This is a genomic window from Flavobacterium azizsancarii, from assembly GCF_027980145.1.
GTDB classification, from domain to species: Bacteria; Bacteroidota; Bacteroidia; order Flavobacteriales; family Flavobacteriaceae; genus Flavobacterium; species Flavobacterium azizsancarii.
This window is the reverse complement of sequence record NZ_JAMZNK010000050.1, coordinates 1-16052: the sequence shown is the minus strand read 5'-3', so window position 1 is coordinate 16052 and position 16052 is coordinate 1. Positions and strand designations below refer to the sequence as shown.

16 protein-coding genes are annotated in these 16052 nt (G+C 32.5%); 3 read left to right on the top strand and 13 right to left on the bottom strand.

What is annotated here, in order from left to right:
* Positions 1 to 103: 103 nt before the first annotated feature.
* The 8 genes from NJT12_RS21050 to rsfS form a co-directional block, all read right to left on the bottom strand.
* Positions 104 to 4318, bottom strand: coding sequence for a hybrid sensor histidine kinase/response regulator transcription factor (locus NJT12_RS21050; RefSeq protein ID WP_271338022.1), 4215 nt, complete (start codon positions 4316 to 4318; stop codon positions 104 to 106).
* A 374-nt stretch (positions 4319 to 4692) separates the two neighbouring features.
* Positions 4693 to 5475 carry a superoxide dismutase gene (locus NJT12_RS21045; protein ID WP_271338020.1) on the bottom strand — a complete coding sequence of 261 codons (783 nt, stop codon included), beginning with the start codon at positions 5473 to 5475 and terminating at the stop codon, positions 4693 to 4695.
* An 8-nt stretch (positions 5476 to 5483) separates the two neighbouring features.
* Positions 5484 to 5753 (bottom strand): acyl-CoA-binding protein, encoded by a 270-nt coding sequence (locus NJT12_RS21040; protein ID WP_271338019.1) that lies wholly within the window; start codon positions 5751 to 5753, stop codon positions 5484 to 5486.
* Entirely contained in the window at positions 5753 to 6406 is a 654-nt protein-coding gene (locus NJT12_RS21035; protein WP_271338018.1) for a phosphatidylserine decarboxylase family protein, read from the bottom strand. The genes NJT12_RS21040 and NJT12_RS21035 overlap by 1 nt, the downstream gene beginning before the upstream one ends.
* Entirely contained in the window at positions 6396 to 7283 is an 888-nt protein-coding gene (locus NJT12_RS21030) for a phosphatidate cytidylyltransferase (protein ID WP_271338016.1), read from the bottom strand. The genes NJT12_RS21035 and NJT12_RS21030 overlap by 11 nt, the downstream gene beginning before the upstream one ends.
* Position 7284: 1 nt before the next feature.
* A complete protein-coding gene (locus NJT12_RS21025; RefSeq protein ID WP_271338015.1) occupies positions 7285 to 7890 on the bottom strand; it encodes a lactate utilization protein B/C in 606 nt (201 codons plus the stop codon).
* Positions 7891 to 8003: 113 nt separating this feature from the next.
* Positions 8004 to 9929, bottom strand: a complete 1926-nt coding sequence (gene ftsH, locus NJT12_RS21020; protein ID WP_271338012.1) for an ATP-dependent zinc metalloprotease FtsH — start codon at positions 9927 to 9929, stop codon at positions 8004 to 8006.
* Between the two features lie 15 nt (positions 9930 to 9944).
* Positions 9945 to 10316: a ribosome silencing factor gene (gene rsfS, locus NJT12_RS21015; RefSeq protein WP_072964675.1), complete on the bottom strand. Its 372-nt coding sequence runs from the start codon at positions 10314 to 10316 to the stop codon at positions 9945 to 9947.
* A 93-nt stretch (positions 10317 to 10409) separates the two neighbouring features.
* Here rsfS and NJT12_RS21010 point away from each other — a divergent pair, with 93 nt between their 5' ends.
* Positions 10410 to 11138, top strand: coding sequence for a biotin--[acetyl-CoA-carboxylase] ligase (locus NJT12_RS21010; protein ID WP_271338008.1), 729 nt, complete (start codon positions 10410 to 10412; stop codon positions 11136 to 11138).
* Between the two features lie 307 nt (positions 11139 to 11445).
* Here the strand turns inward: NJT12_RS21010 and NJT12_RS21005 are convergent, their stop codons facing one another.
* Together NJT12_RS21005 and pyrE are read right to left on the bottom strand one after the other, a co-directional pair.
* Positions 11446 to 11838, bottom strand: coding sequence for an SRPBCC family protein (locus NJT12_RS21005; protein ID WP_271338006.1), 393 nt, complete (start codon positions 11836 to 11838; stop codon positions 11446 to 11448).
* Between the two features lie 154 nt (positions 11839 to 11992).
* Positions 11993 to 12643: an orotate phosphoribosyltransferase gene (pyrE, locus tag NJT12_RS21000; RefSeq protein ID WP_271338004.1), complete on the bottom strand. Its 651-nt coding sequence runs from the start codon at positions 12641 to 12643 to the stop codon at positions 11993 to 11995.
* Between the two features lie 7 nt (positions 12644 to 12650).
* Between pyrE and NJT12_RS20995 the strand changes: the two genes are divergently transcribed.
* Both NJT12_RS20995 and NJT12_RS20990 read left to right on the top strand, forming a co-directional pair.
* On the top strand, positions 12651 to 13253 hold the full coding sequence (locus NJT12_RS20995; RefSeq protein ID WP_271338002.1) for an NUDIX hydrolase: 603 nt from the start codon (positions 12651 to 12653) through the stop codon (positions 13251 to 13253).
* A 249-nt stretch (positions 13254 to 13502) separates the two neighbouring features.
* Positions 13503 to 14099 (top strand): methyltransferase domain-containing protein, encoded by a 597-nt coding sequence (locus NJT12_RS20990; RefSeq protein WP_271338000.1) that lies wholly within the window; start codon positions 13503 to 13505, stop codon positions 14097 to 14099.
* A 215-nt stretch (positions 14100 to 14314) separates the two neighbouring features.
* Here NJT12_RS20990 and NJT12_RS20985 read toward each other — a convergent pair whose 3' ends face one another.
* The 3 genes from NJT12_RS20985 to NJT12_RS20975 form a co-directional block, all read right to left on the bottom strand.
* The gene (locus NJT12_RS20985) at positions 14315 to 15064 is read right to left on the bottom strand and encodes a DUF6882 domain-containing protein (RefSeq protein ID WP_271337998.1); all 750 of its coding nucleotides are present in this window, start codon (positions 15062 to 15064) and stop codon (positions 14315 to 14317) included.
* A 65-nt stretch (positions 15065 to 15129) separates the two neighbouring features.
* Positions 15130 to 15579: a GNAT family N-acetyltransferase gene (locus NJT12_RS20980; RefSeq protein WP_271337996.1), complete on the bottom strand. Its 450-nt coding sequence runs from the start codon at positions 15577 to 15579 to the stop codon at positions 15130 to 15132.
* A 46-nt stretch (positions 15580 to 15625) separates the two neighbouring features.
* Positions 15626 to 15856, bottom strand: coding sequence for a DUF4287 domain-containing protein (locus NJT12_RS20975; RefSeq protein ID WP_271337994.1), 231 nt, complete (start codon positions 15854 to 15856; stop codon positions 15626 to 15628).
* Positions 15857 to 16052: the final 196 nt, after the last annotated feature.

Genomic DNA, 16052 nt, shown 5'->3' with positions numbered 1-16052 from the left:
ATCGTTTATAAAATTAGTTAGTGCATAGGAAAAATGGTGTACACTATTTCTTCAAAAGTGTACACTGTTTATTTTTGCTTGTTAATCAAGTGATTAAGTCTTTTTAGCCCTTTGATTTATATTTGAGCTGATAATTTTTGGGAGTTGAATCGTATAATTTTTTAAACTCACGATAAAAATAAGAACGGTTATTAAAACCGGATTGATAACAAATTTCCGAAACTGTTAGTTTATTTTTTCTTAACAATTCTGCAGCATATTTTAACCGAATGGTTCGAATTAAATCACCGGGTGTAAAACCAAAAAGCTGCTTGGTTTTTCGATATAATTGTGAGTTACTGATACCTAATTCCTTTTCGATGAATGAACTCTGAAGGTTTTCATTATCGATATTGTTGCGAATAAGTTCAATTACTTTTTTGATGAAATCTTTTTCTTCATTGTTGATAGGCAGAGCAGATAAATTTTCGGTAAGTGTATCTTGCTTAAAATACCTTGAAATCAATTCTTTTTCTTCCAGTAACTTTTGTATTCTTATAAGTAAATGATCAGGGTAAAATGGTTTTGGAATATATGAATTGGCTCCGCTTTCTATTCCTTCAATTCTATGAATAACAGAATCCTTTGCGGTAAGCATAATAAAAGGAATATGACAGGTTTTAAGATTTGTTTTTATTTTCTTGCAAAATTCCACACCATCCATAAAAGGCATCATTACATCGCTGATAATGATGTCAGGAACTATGTCTTCAATGATCTTTATTGCTTCATGGCCATTATAAGCTATAATAAGTTTATACTTCTCGCTTAACAATTCGTTAAGGAGCATATGGATGTCTTTTTCATCCTCAACGATTAATATTACTTTGCGATCGTCAGCAAGCTCTTCGAGAGATGAAATTTTATTGGGAGTTTTGTCAGATTTAATTGGATTCTCTTGAAGGATATTTTGTAAATGATGAGAAATCAAAATTGGACTGATAGCAGTATCTAATTCTTTTTCATTAAAAGTTTCTTTGTTGCTTGGCAAGATAATAGTAAAGATTGTTTCTTTATTCAAAATACTTGAAACCTGTATTTCCCCCCTTAATACAGTGACCAATTTTTTTACATAGGCCAGACCAATACCGGTTCTAAACATATTGTTATCTGCTTCTTTACTGGAATCGGCCAGGAAAAACTGATTGAACAAAGAGTCGAGTTCTTCTTTTGGAATTCCTTTTCCGGTATTAGTAATTGTAATATTTAATTTTTTAGAATCTTTGTCCTGAATATAAAATTTAAGGTCTATTTTTCCATTTACAGGAGTGTATTTAAAAGCATTTGACATCAGATTGAATACTATTTTTTCAATTTTATCCTTATCGAACCATCCGGATAAAGTAGGAGGGATGTCAAGATTATATGTAATATTTTTTTCTAATGCCCATTCATCAAATAGTTCAGCAATTTGTTCAACCAGATTTACCAGATCAAATTTTTTCACTGTTACTTCCAGATAATTGTATTCAGCTTTTCTAAATTCAAGTAATTGTTGCGTTAGAAATAGTAACCTCGAAGAGTTCCGTTGAATCATTTGTATGAACTTCTGATTTTTTTCGTTGAGGTTTGTTGTTTCAGAGAGTTTTTGTATAGGTCCCACAATAAGAGTCAGAGGGGTTTGAAACTCATGGGCAATATCTGTAAAAAAAGTAAGCCTGTTTTCATGGAGTTCCTTCTCTCTTTGTCTAAAAAGGATATTTTGAGTCAGTGATTGGCGTTTTTTATAGTAACTAAGCACAAATAATGCAAAAGCCAAAAACAACAACGAGTAGATTACAATAGCAAGATTGGATTGCCAGAATATGGGCTTAACCTGAATATCAATGGCATGAACCGGTTTACTCCAGACCCCATCACTATTAGACCATTTTATCCATAAAGAATAGTCGCCTTTAGGTACATTGGTAAATGAAATAATCCTACGGTTATTGATCGTATTCCAGCTTTTATCAAAATTGGTTAATTGATAAGCATATTGGCATTTTTCTGTATTGATATACGTTAAAGCCGTTAACTCAATATCAAAAAAATTCTGATTATGATTTAAAACAATCGAAGGATGGCTCTCTGAGTCCGGAGTGATTACCAATCCCTGATAATAGGGTATTGGTTGATTTTGCCCGCTAATTTTATCAATAAAAAGATCAGGAATAATCGTAGATTCTTTTATTTTTTGAGGTAAAAAATAATTAAATCCTTTTATCCCTCCCATAAAGATAAATTCAGATTTTAAATCCTGATAAAAAGCTCCATCCGCAAATTCATTGTTCTGCAGTCCTTCATTTCTGGTGTAATTCGTGAATTTTAATTCGTTAGGATTGAAGTTTGATAAACCAAAATTAGTACTTAGCCAAAGGTTGTTTTTCTTATCAGAAACAATTCCGTGAATTGTATTATTAGGAAGTCCATCTGCCACGGTGAAGTTTTTGAATACCGCCGTTCCATCATTTTTTATATGTTCTAATAAATTAAGGCCAAAGCTGGTACCAATCCAAAGTCTGTTTTTAGCATCGTTTTGCAAACAAAGGATATCATTATTGGATAAACTTGTTGAATCATTTGCATCATTTTTATAAATAATAAAGCGTTCCGTTTTTTTGTCGAATAAATTTAAGCCTCCCAATCGGGTTCCAATCCAGAGTTGATTTTTATTTTTTGGAATTATAGAAAAAACAATATTACTGCTCAAAGCATTTTTTTTACTGCTATCAGCCAGATATTTCTTAAAATCTGTTATCACCAGTTTTTCTCCGGAGCGTTCAATTTTGCAGCGAATAATCCCATGTCCATTGGTTCCAAGCCATATAAATCCATCTTCATCCTGATATATAGAATAAACAGATTTAAAGTAAGCAGCATCTGTATGACCTAGAATAGCTGCCCAATTAATTAATCTTGATTTTTTCAGATCAAAAACAGCAATGCCTTCACCATCAGTACCAATAAAAATTAAGTTATTTTTTCCTTTGCATAAAGAGAATACAGCATTATTAATCGCGCTGTTATTCTCATTAAAATTTTTGTATTGTAAAGGTTTTTCGGGATGAAGATAAAAGTTAGAGGAAAACAGGAACAAGCCTTTGCCTTTTGTGCCCACCAAAAAAGAGTTTTCTTCTACTTCTAGAAATGTCCTTACTATGGCACCATCTAATTCCGGAACCTGAGATTTAGAGATGAGGTTAAATGATTTCTTCAGCGGATACATTTTAATAATTCCGTCCCCGTCTGTTCCAGCCCAAAGGATATTTTCATTTCCTCTAATTATAGTTGTAGTTTTTTGATTGTTTAAATATTTCAGCCAATCATGATTAATTATATCACCATTAGTATTAATAATAAAGTGTCCTGTTTTACTGGAAATGACAAGTCCTTCCGGAATATTTCCTATACTATTCTCAATGTCTTTTTTTAGAAGTAACGTGTTCTCGTGGTTTGCAAAAGAATATAGATTGCTATTTCCTGTTACTGATATCGTGCATATCTTTTCTTTTGAGACTATTCCAAATGTTCGAATATTCTCTGAAATTAATATTATTTTAGAAATAGATAGTTTGCCGTTTTGGTTGTTAGCAAGAGATAAGGAGTAAAGCTTATTATCTTCAAACAAAATAAGTAATTCACCGTTTATTGTGAACTCCATTCTTTTTACCGCTTTCTTTGAAATTTTTTCGGTATTTAGTAATTGAAATTGATTGCCATCAAAGTAACCAACTCCCCAGTCTTTTACTGCGCAAAATACTTTTTTTGAAGCATCCAGGGCCATATTAAACTCCGATTCAGACAATGGAGGTATATTTTCTCTCGAAAAGTAATAATGCTGGAAAACGCCGGTTTTTTTGTCATAACGGTTAATACCATGTATGGTCAATATCCAGATCTGACCTGTACTATCCTCGTCAATTTTAAGGATGACCTGATTGGTTAAACTGTTTTTATTATTTAATTCAGGTCTGAAAATTTTGAAACTATTTCCATCATATCGATTTAGGCCGTCCCATGTTCCTATCCATAGTAAGTTTTGAGAATCCTGAAATATAGTATTTATAGAACTGTTCGATAAGCCTTTGGTATTGTCTAATTGTTCGAATGAATATTTTAAATCCAATGATTTAGAAGGAGACCAAATCGATTTAAAATCAGGATTGTTAATTTTTGATTGTTCCGTTTTGTCAAACTGACTAATCGTTGTAGCATTAATAGCAATATTTTTCTCTTTATTGCAAGCAAGCAGTAGAGTTATAAATATAAAGCAACAAAATGTGGTATTAATTTTCAATGCGATAATTCTTTTAATAATTTTTAAATTAACAGGATTATAGGTATCGTTTAACAACATATGTCATTTTATTCTGAATTACGTAACACAGCTTATTTAGAGATGATTTATATCCGGAATATAAATGAAAAATGTTATTATATAAGCTGTAAGGTATGGAAAAGCAGATTGATAATAAGTGATTTTTATGAGTTATTTTTTTGATTTAATAAAAAAAGAGAACGCATTTATTTTGATATTAGCAGTTAGTTATGAAAGAAAATATGAAATAAAAATGAAGGTTTTATTAATTTCACAAGGGATATTGCAGATGGAGAACGATAAAATATAAAGCAAAAAAAGCCGATACTTAAATTGTATCGGCTTTTCTTTTATTATACTTTTTTGACTTTTTTCAAAGCCTCTATGTAGTTTTCATTTACTTTGTTCCAATTGATGTGTTCGTAAAATGCATCAATATAGTTTCCTTTTCTGTTCTGGTAATCCAGATAATAAGCGTGTTCCCATAAATCGATTCCTAAAATTGGTGTTCCGGGAATCAGGGCATTTTTCATTAAAGGATTATCCTGATTTTCAGTAGTTGTTACTTGTAGTTTTCCTGCTCTGTCAACTACCAGCCAAACCCAGCCAGAGCCAAATTGTTTTGTAGACTGACCTTTAAATTGAGTGGTTAAATTAGCAAAAGAACCAAATTCTTTATTAATAGAACCTGCCAAAGTATCTTTGGGTGTTTGTTCCTTAGGAGATAAAATATTAAAATATAAAGTGTGATTGTAATATCCTCCTGCGTTTTGACGAAGTTTAGCATTGTTAAGATCCATTTTTTTCAGGATATCTTCAATTGGTAAATTCTCAAATTCAGTATTTAGAATTTCCTTATTAAAATTATTCGTGTACGTTAAATAATGTTTAGAATAATGTGTTTCTAAAGTAAGAGTTCTTATTGCAGGAGCCAAGGCATCATACGAAAAAGGCAATTTTGTCATCTCAAAAGAACCGGGATCAGCTTTTACATCATCCGGAGATCCTATTGTTATCTTCTCTTCTTTAGTAGGTAAAGGAACTTCTACAACTTCGGTTAGCTTATTTTTATCATTACAAGAAAATAATAGAAATAATGAAGCTGATATGCTGAAATAAACAATGTTTTTCTTCATAATGTTATTTATTTTAATGTTAGTGAATTAATGATATCAATATAACTTTCTTTTGCCTCGTCGATTGATATATGACTTATTTGCATCCAGGCATTTGTTTTGAAAGCATCTCTTAAATCAAAATTTTCAGATTGATTATAGACAGCAGTTCCAAAAGTTGCCTGTTTGTAATATGCATAAAGGCGCAACTGCACATCTTGTGGCAGTGAGGCCTGAGTCATTTTTAAAGCAATTTCTACTGCCTCTGAAAAACGAGTATCTAAATCTTTTTCGATCATTAAGCTTTTGTAGCAATAACAGTTTTACCGCCAATTGCTTTTTGGTTTAATACTACATTGATTGGAGTACCTAAAGGTAGGAATAAATCTACTCTTGAACCAAATTTTATAAAACCAGCATCTGTTCCTTGTACGACTTGCATACCTTCCTGAGCATAGTTTACAATTCTTCTTGCAAGAGCACCGGCAATTTGTCTGTAAAGTATTTGTCCAAAAGTTTCGTTTTCGATTACAACCGTTGTTCTTTCATTTTCTTCACTCGCTTTTGGATGCCATGCAACCAGAAATTTCCCTGGGTGATATTTACTGAATTTTATAATTCCGTCCATTGCGTAACGTGTTACGTGTACGTTTATTGGTGACATAAAAATAGAAACCTGTATACGTTTGTCTTTAAAAAATTCACCTTCGTAAACTTCTTCAATAACTACAACTTTACCATCTACCGGAGCAAGAATCTGATCGCTATTTCTAATAGCAATTCTTTTAGGGTTTCTGAAAAATTGCAGGATAATGATCAAAACTAGTACACCGGCAATTTGAACAAGCATTCTTAGCCAGGCAATATCAATGAATTTGTCAGCAATTAAAAGTACAGCTACTGCAAATGCAGTACCTAATAAAATGGATGGGCCTCCCTCTTTATGAAACATAATATAAAATTTGATAAAATAAAAATATAATTGGTGCTACAAATATAACACTATCTAGTCGATCTAATACACCTCCGTGGCCTGGCATGATAGCACCGCTATCTTTTACGCCTGCTACTCTTTTAAACTTTGATTCGATTAAATCTCCTATGGTTCCAAAAATGCTTACAATTAAAGCAATTATAGTCCAAATTAAGATCGATTTACTGCTAAAATCAGGAGTAGGTTGAATGTATAACTTAGAAATTAAAAATCCGGCAAAAGCAGCAAAAACTACTCCGCCAAGAAATCCTTCTATCGTTTTTTTAGGAGAAATGCGTTCGAATAATTTATGTTTTCCAATAGATTTTCCAACTAAGTAAGCAAAAGTATCATTAGTCCAGATCAAAACAAATAAGCCAATGACAATTTTTGGATTGTAATCTTTTATTCCAAAAGAAATCTTGGTAATAAAAAGAAAAGGTAACATGATGTATCCAATTAAATAAATGTATTTGGATATCTTGCTTATCGTTTGAGTATCGTCAAATAAAAAGACAATACATTTTACAGATACAATTAGAGTAATTACAAGCAATACGGTAAATAAACGATCTGTATCGATCGTAAATACGATATTCTCTTTTAAAAGTTTATTGATGTAATTTTCGGTTTCGTTTCTATAAAAGCTAATTAAAGCTACAGTCGAGTAAAAAACAGAAACGAATAAGATAGAAAAGACTTTGTTAAGACCTACTAAGTTGCAGAACTCATATGTAGCAATGACAAGGAAGATACCAAAAAGAATAATAAAGCTTTCGGTAGAAAACAAAATCGAAGTTAGTAATAAAGCGATATAAACAGCACCAGAAATGGTTCTCTTGAGTGTTTCATTCATCTTAAAGGTCTTCTAAGAGCAATAAATATAAATTCTTGGCAACACTTCCGTATTGTGTAAAATCTTCTTCTTTTGCTTTTTCGAAATATTTTATGGTGGTGATATTAGTAGGGTAATCCCTTTCGTATTTTCTTTTGATAGCGCTTAAACCGTCACTTTTTATTAATTGCAATTGACTTGTTGTTGCAATTATCACAATGTTTGCGGGTAATTCGTTTGGCTTGTCCTGTCTGATCTGTTTTGATGAAAATAAAATAGAACCCTCCTCGGCAATTAAATTCTCGCAGGTAGCCAGTAAAAACTTAGGGTTTTTAGGAGAAATATAAATTAACTTGTTCTCTGCTAATAAATGAAATAGTCCGGGCTCGTAGCATAAAACTTCACTTTCGAACCAGTCATTTTCTTCCAGTATATTTTCAAATTGCTCAGCAACTTCTTGTTTGTTCTCACAATATAGAAATTTACCGCCATTTTTTTTGAAATTAAAAATGAATCTTTCGTCGATAGACAAATGATTATCAGGAGTATGATTTCCTCCATACTGGCTTTCATTCTCTTCATCAGATGAAGCATCGCTAGAACCAAATATTTTTTTGAAAAAATTCATTTTATATGAAATACTTTACATGTTAATTGAAAACGTTCAAAGATAAAAAAATCTTAATTCAAAAGGCTATTTTGAATTAAGATTTTAAAAAATATTACATATTTATTGAATATTTACGAAACCACTTCTTCTAAATTTTTATCAAAAGTACGTTTTCCGAAAATAGTTTCTAAGTCATCTTTAAAAATAACTTCTTTTTCAATTAATATATCAGCTAATTGATTTAGCTTGTCTTTGTTTTCTTCAAGGATTTTAATTGCTCTTTCGTATTGACCTTCAATTAAATCTGAGATTTCTTTGTCAATTACTTTAGCAGTTTCTTCAGAATATGGTTTAGAGAAATTGTATTCACTTTGACCTGTTGAGTCATAATAAGTAACATTTCCTATTTTTTCATTCAAACCATAAATAGTTACCATGGCACGAGCCTGACGCGTAACTTTTTCTAAATCGCTTAATGCACCAGTCGAAATTCTGTCAAAAGTTACCTTTTCAGCAGCTCTTCCGCCCATAGTAGCACACATTTCGTCTAGCATTTGGTCAGTTCTCACGATTTGTCTTTCTTCAGGAAGATACCATGCAGCTCCTAAACTTTGTCCACGAGGAACAATAGTTACTTTAATAAGTGGTGCAGCATGCTCTAACATCCAGCTTACAGTTGCGTGACCAGCTTCGTGAATTGCGATTGCTCTTTTTTCGTCTGGAGTAATAATTTTATTTTTCTTTTCAAGACCACCAATAATTCTGTCAACAGCATCTAAGAAATCTTGTCTGTCAACTGCTGTTTTGTTGTAACGTGCAGCAATTAAAGCAGCTTCGTTACAAACATTTGCAATATCAGCACCAGAGAATCCCGGAGTTTGTTTTGCTAAGAAATCAAGGTCAAGACCTTCGACTTTTTTGATAGGAGCTAAGTGTACTTTAAAGATTTCAGCTCTTTCGCGAATGTCCGGTAAGTCAACAAAAATTTGTCTGTCAAAACGACCGGCACGCATTAAAGCTTTGTCAAGAACATCAGCTCTGTTTGTTGCTGCCAATACAATTACGTTAGAGTTTGTACCAAAGCCATCCATTTCTGTCAGTAATTGATTCAAAGTGTTTTCTCTTTCGTCATTTCCACCTGACATATTGCTTTTTCCTCTTGCTCTACCAACAGCATCAATTTCGTCGATGAAGATGATAGCAGGAGATTTTTCTTTAGCTTGTTTAAATAAGTCACGAACACGTGAAGCACCAACTCCTACAAACATCTCTACGAAATCAGAACCTGATAACGAAAAGAAAGGAACCTGAGCTTCTCCCGCAACTGCTTTTGCAAGTAATGTTTTACCAGTTCCCGGAGGTCCTACAAGTAGTGCGCCTTTTGGGATCTTACCACCAAGATTGGTGTATTTTTCAGGGTTTTTAAGGAATTCTACAATTTCTTGTATTTCTTCTTTAGCACCTTCTAAACCGGCAACATCTTTAAATGTTGTTTTAATATCTGTTTTCTCATCAAACAATTTAGCTTTCGATTTTCCAATGTTAAAGATTTGTCCGCCACTGCCACCTGCGCCACCTGACATTTTACGCATAATGAAAATCCAAACACCAATAATGATGATGATAGGAAGTAAACTGATTAAAATATCGCTCCAGTTATTTTTTTGCAAGAAATTAAAATCTTTCAGTTTGCCTTCGCCAACTGCTTTTTCTAATTTAGTTTGAAAAATCTGGTCGTTACCAATTTCTAATGTATAGTGAGGACCTTTGTTAGGTCTTTCGAAAATATCATTAGCTACTTTTTTATTTGCCGGATCTTTAAGAGCAGCAGCGTTTAAGTATACTTCAGCTTCAGCTTTATTATAAACGATTACTTTTTCAATTTGACCTTTTTCTAATAAAACGTTGAATTTAGAAGAAGTTAATTGAGCAGGTTCGCTTAAGTTTGATCCTCCGGTTGCAAAACTTATAAATAAAAAAACTAGAAGTATTGCGGTATATATTAACCAAGGACTTATTTTAAATTTACTCGGATTTGGATTATTATCTTTAGCCATTAGAGAAAGTTTCTTTTAGTATTTGTTTTCGATTGTAGTTATTTTGGCGTCACCCCAAAGGCTTTCGATATTATAATATTCACGAATGTGTTTCTGGAAAACGTGTACAACAATGTGCACATAATCCATAAGAACCCACTCAGCATTATCGGTTCCTTCTACATGCCACGGTTTATCTTTTAAGTCTTTAGATACTGTTTTTTGAATTGAGCCTACGATGGCGTTTACTTGGGTATTTGAGTTTCCGTTGCAGATAACAAAATAGTCACAAACTGCCGTGTCTATATCCCTTAAGTCAAGAATACTAATATCATTTCCTTTTACTTCTTCAATCCCCTTGATTATGTTCGCCAATAGAACATCATTATTAATAGTCTTTTTCGCCATGAATTATTTTATATGATTTTGTAAAGTTACCAAAATTTGTGATTATTTTTGAACCTTAACAAAATATTAAATTAAGTTAATTAAATTCCTTTGATGAAACTAATCAAACTCGATGCCATAGATTCTACAAATGATTTCCTTAAATCATTAGCGAGCCAGGATGAACCTGATAATTTTACTGTAGTAACCGCTGAAAATCAGACAAAAGGCAAGGGACAGATGGGGTCTAAATGGCAGTCTGAATCAGGTAAAAACTTAGTTATGAGTGTTTTGGTAAAGGATTTTCTGTATGATAATGAACAGGTTTTTAATCTGAGTATTATTGTTTCATTGGCAGTTATAGATGCTTTAAAATCATTGAATATTCCTAAATTAAGTATAAAATGGCCAAACGACATTATGTCATATAATAAAAAGATTGGTGGCATACTTATCGAAAATACCCTAAAAAGTGATGGCAGGATCGTGTCAGTCGTTGGAATAGGACTTAATGTTAATCAGACAAATTATGAACATTTGCCAAATGCTTCGTCATTGGCCGTGATTTGTAAAACTCAATTCGATAAAAATGTCCTGCCGGTTTTAATAGTCGATAAAATAAAGGAAAGAATCGAATTTTGGCAAACCAACTCAACTGAGTTTTGGAGGGAATATTTTAATTCTTTATTCAAAAAAGGAATTCCAATGCCATTTAAGAATCTCAAAAATGAGAATTTTATGGGGATAATTCAAGGAGTTTCCTCTATTGGTAAAATACAGATTTTGCTGGAGGATGATTCTGTATCAGAATTTGAAATCAAAGAGGTTCAGATGCTTTATTAGGAGGTTCTAAGGTTCTGAGTAGCTAAGTTGCTAAGTTTCTTTAAAAAAAAATAATCTCGAAAAATTGCAAAGTTTTATTACTCTCGTTTTTGTCATCCTGAGGGACGAAGGATCACACTAGGAACTCCGTATAGAATATTTCAATCTTTGTTGAGCTTCGAGTGTGAATCTTCGTTTTTTCAGCATGACATATTTTGCGGGTAAAAGAGTGGCAAAAAAACATAAAAAAACCCAATCATAAGATCAGGCTTTAAGTTTTTATAAGTAGAGAATTAACAATTAACAATTAACAATTGATAATTAAAAATTATAGTTTGGTCATATTAGTAGCCAAAGTTTCGATGAATTTGCTAATTGGCCCTTTGATCATCATTGCCATCATAGGATTAAATTCTCCTTCGAATTGTAGTTGAACAGCGCTTTCGGCGGCTGAAACACTTTCTATATTCGAAACTAAAGTAAAAGGAAGTTTATCACTTGCAGCTCCTAAAACAATTTTGTTTGGTGCTGTTTTCTCTTTCATTTTAAGTTTTATTTCCGGCATGCCTTTTAATCCAAAGATAAAAGCATCTTCGCCAATTACTTCGAATTTAGCGATGTTATCCGGCATTAGTTTTTCGAAATTTCTAACATCAGTCAATAAATCAAATAACTCCTGAGCTGATTTCTGAACAGTAACTTTTGGACTTTCTAAGTTCATATCTTAATTTTTTTATAGTATCTAAATTATTTTTACCGCAAAGAACGCAAGGTTTTTTATTTTTGATTGTAAATCTTTATGAATAAAAAGTTCGCAAAGCTAAATCTTAAATTAAATTCCAACAATCTAAAATTCTAAAGTCTGCAATCTAAAATTATTCCTTTTCCTGCCCCCACGTAGATGGACTTTCGTTCCATTCCAGCAAAGTCGATTGTTGATCTTCGGTAATGTATTGTTTCTGAACTGCTAAGTCTAATAGATTTTCGTAATTACTTAACGTATACAAATCGATATTAGCCTTTTTAAAGTTATCTTCGGCAACGTTAAAACCGTAGGTAAAGATCGCTGCCATCCCTTTTATGTTGGCACCTTCGTTACGTAAAGCTTCAACAGCCATCAAACTGCTGTTTCCTGTGCTGATTAAATCTTCTACAACAACAACATTTTGTCCTTTTTGTAAAAAACCTTCAACTTGATTTTGTCTTCCGTGTTTTTTTGCTTCCGGACGCACATATACGAATGGTAATCCAAGGCTTTCAGCAACAAGAATCCCCACTCCAATAGCTCCAGTGGCAACACCGGCAATTACATCTGGTTTCCCAAATTGTTTTTCAATATTCTTCGCAAACTCATCACGAACGTAGTTTCGGATGCTCGGAAATGAAAGAATTAACCTATTATCACAGTAAATAGGAGATTTCCAACCTGAAGCCCATGTAAAAGGATTTTCGGGATTCAATTTAATTGCATTTATTTGCAAAAGCAATTCGGCTGTTTTTTCGGCAGTATCTTTATTAAAAATCATAGTACAAATGTATAAAGTTTTTGTGAACGACAAACCACTTTTTTTGACAAATGAAATCTCAAGAGAGACTGATTTTCAATTATTCTTGTTAGAGAGTATTGATATTGAGCAGCTTATAGTCAAAATGTTTCAAAATAAAATTCAAAAGGCGTATTTATATCATCCTGATGAAAAGGAAATTATGAAGACACTTAAGGCTAAAATCCCTGTAAATAAAGCGGGAGGAGGTCTTGTTTACAATAAAAAAGGCGAAGTTTTATTTATTTTTAGAAATGGAAAATGGGACTTGCCAAAGGGCGGAATCGAAAAAGGAGAGGAAATTGAGGCAACTGCCATGCGCGAAGTTGAAGAAGAAACCGGTGTAAACAAACTGCGCATCATTAATAAACTCGAAAAAACATACCACGTTTTTAAACGCAACGGAAAATATAAACTCAAAGTCACGCATTGGTTCGAAATGCAATCTGATTTTGAAGGAACACCAGTAGGTCAGCTTGAAGAAGGTATCGAAAAAGTGGCGTGGTTAAATCCCGAGCAAATCAAAGAAGCCCTGAAAAACTCTTATGAGAATATTAAGCTGTTGTTTGAAGAAGAAAAACAGTTAAAATAACAATATCAAAAGTCAATATCAAATACCAAATCTTAATTTAAAACTATTAAGGGTTTGCCGGTATGACTTAAATAAAAAGAAAAACATTTAATTGCTCGTTTAGATTGCGAATGACCTCAACTAATGTTATATTACAGGAAAATACTGCGATATTAAAATTCAGTGCTTAAATGCACTGTTTTTCTAAAGTTGTAGTTATAAGGCGTAATGCTATTTTTATCTAATCACGAAGACAGGCAATCGAATTAAATGATTTTTAAATCCTTAAAAAAAAATATAGAAATAGAAGACAGCGCATTTGATATGTTGTATTCTACACGCATCAGGAGACTTGCAGAGCGACATTGGACTCCGGTTGCCATTGCCAGGATTGCAGCTGATTATCTGGTTGATAAACCCAATAAAAAGGTTTTGGATATTGGTGCAGGCGTTGGTAAATTTTGTTTAGTAGGCGCAGCCTCTACAAAAGGACTTTTTTATGGTGTCGAGCAAAGGGAATCCCTTATAAAGCTATCCAAAAAAATTGCCGAAAAACATCATGTCGAGAATGTTGAATTTATTCATTCTAATATCATTGATATTTCTTTTTCAGATTATGATGCCTTTTATTTTTACAATTCTTTTTTCGAAAATGTAGATACTTCCTGCCCCATAGATAAAATTGTAGTTCCAGAAAACGAATTGTTTCTCACTTATTCCAATTATGTCAGGGATCAGCTCGCTAAAGCGCCTAAGTATACAAGACTTGTAACGTATTGGAGTACATGGGAAGAAATTCCTGAAAGTTTTGATTTAGAATATTCTGCCTGCGACGGAGTATTGAACTTCTGGAAAAAAATGTCGTGATTTACCACTTTTCAAATTTACATTTCTTAAAATTAGCAGGGCGTGCCATCATCCCGATAAGAGGGCAAAAGTACTTTACGCGTATACGCCCTCTTATCGGGATGCTGTCAGGCTATCCACACTGCTTCGGCAGTTAGTTCCTATCCCTCACGTGGGGAATGGGGTCTAAAAGGTATTTCTGGTTTCTTACTTGTTTTTAATCCTGGGAGGAAATCTTAAGCATTATTACTATTTAACTTTATCAGAAGATTATCTTCATTAAAAACAGCATCAATTACATTCTCATTCTTTTCAGCTTTAATTTCGTTTCCATTCGATGTTATTTTATAGCCTTTCTGTGTTAGATAATTTGTAAAAGCATTTTTATGGTTTTGAATTTCAAATGTTGAAATTAATTCAGGAAAAACAGTTAAAATTCGAGAGAATTCTTCACTCTCAACTTTGTCTATTACATCAGATTTTATGGTAAGAACCATTGTTCCTTGTCCGTAATTTCCAAGATAATAAGCACTTCCGTTGAACATTTCGACAGCAATCATTCCCATTAAATGTAAATCATTCTCTACGGCGTCAAATTTTCCAACAGTCAATAAATCAATATTATTTTGTTCTCCATATTGCTTTAGTAAAAGAGCCTGTTTCATAAGAGACTTGGTATAACCGCCCGCTTTATTTTCCCAGATCCAAAGCCATGTCTCTGAAGAATGAGAAAACGAACCCAAAGCCTGCATGGGAAAAGTAAGATTGTCTCCAAATGTTATTTCTTCTTTGTCCATGTCAACATTCCAGGAAAGATCGCCAGTAACATCATAAAGATTTCTTTGTTTCTCTAAAACAGCAGCTCCAAATTTCTCTAAAAAATCATTTTCAGATGTAAAATGCTTGCTAATGTTTGGTTGACTAACAGTTGAAGTTGACTCCGTATTTTCTTCTTTCTTTTTAAAAAGGTTATTAAATAATCCCATTTTTTTATGGTTTTTTAGTTAGTATAAAATTGATATTTCTTGTTTTGTCTCGTCCTGAAATAGGTTTACAAATCGATTTGATAGATTCTGGATTCTTCTTCCCAAGGATGATAGCCTTGCCCGATATAGCTAAAGCCAGATTTTTCGTAAAATCCCGTATGATCCGTACACAGGTATAAGTTTTTGAATCCCGCTTTTTTAGAGTCTTCTTTGGCTTTTTTTATTAATAAATTACTATAGTTATTTCCGCGGTATTTCTCGTCTATAAAAATGGCACAAATCCAGGGATAAAGATCCATGCGGCTAATGAAGTCATTTGTAATAAGTCCCGCGCAACCAATAACTTTCTCGTTAAGTTCTAACAGGTACCATTGTGGCAAAGAATCTTTGGCATTTATACTATGCGTAATGCAATCTTCATAAATAATAGGTGCTATTTCAGGCCAGCTATTTTGAAAATATTGAATTGTTTTATCTTTATATTCCGGGTTTTCTCTTACTGAGATTATTCTCATTTCTTTTTTATTTTAAAGTAAAAAATGTTTACTTATTTTATACTTGTTACTGACTATTTTCGTCTTTTATGCCTTTAAGTAATGCATAAATTGCCATTGAATAGCCTTGACCTAAATCAAAATCTTCTTTGAGCCAGTTTACAATATCTCCTGCTTTTGCTTCTGGTTTTAGTTTTTCGTCTAGTGTAAATGCTTTTTGTTCTGCCAAAGTTCTAAACTCAGCCGGACCATTTCCTGTTTTTTCTTTAATAGTTTTTAGATATCCTAGAAATGACATAGAATGATAGTTAATTGGTTTATAGATGTACGAAAATACAAATAAAAATATAATTGGTTTTTAGATTTTTGCTTTCCTTTGCCAACTTTGTCAAAGTTCAAAACCAAGAGTGTAAGGAACTTTTGTAAAAAACTATTATTTTTATTTTCTGTATGTCAATAAATATCAGAAAATGCAAATCAGAACAGAAGTAAAA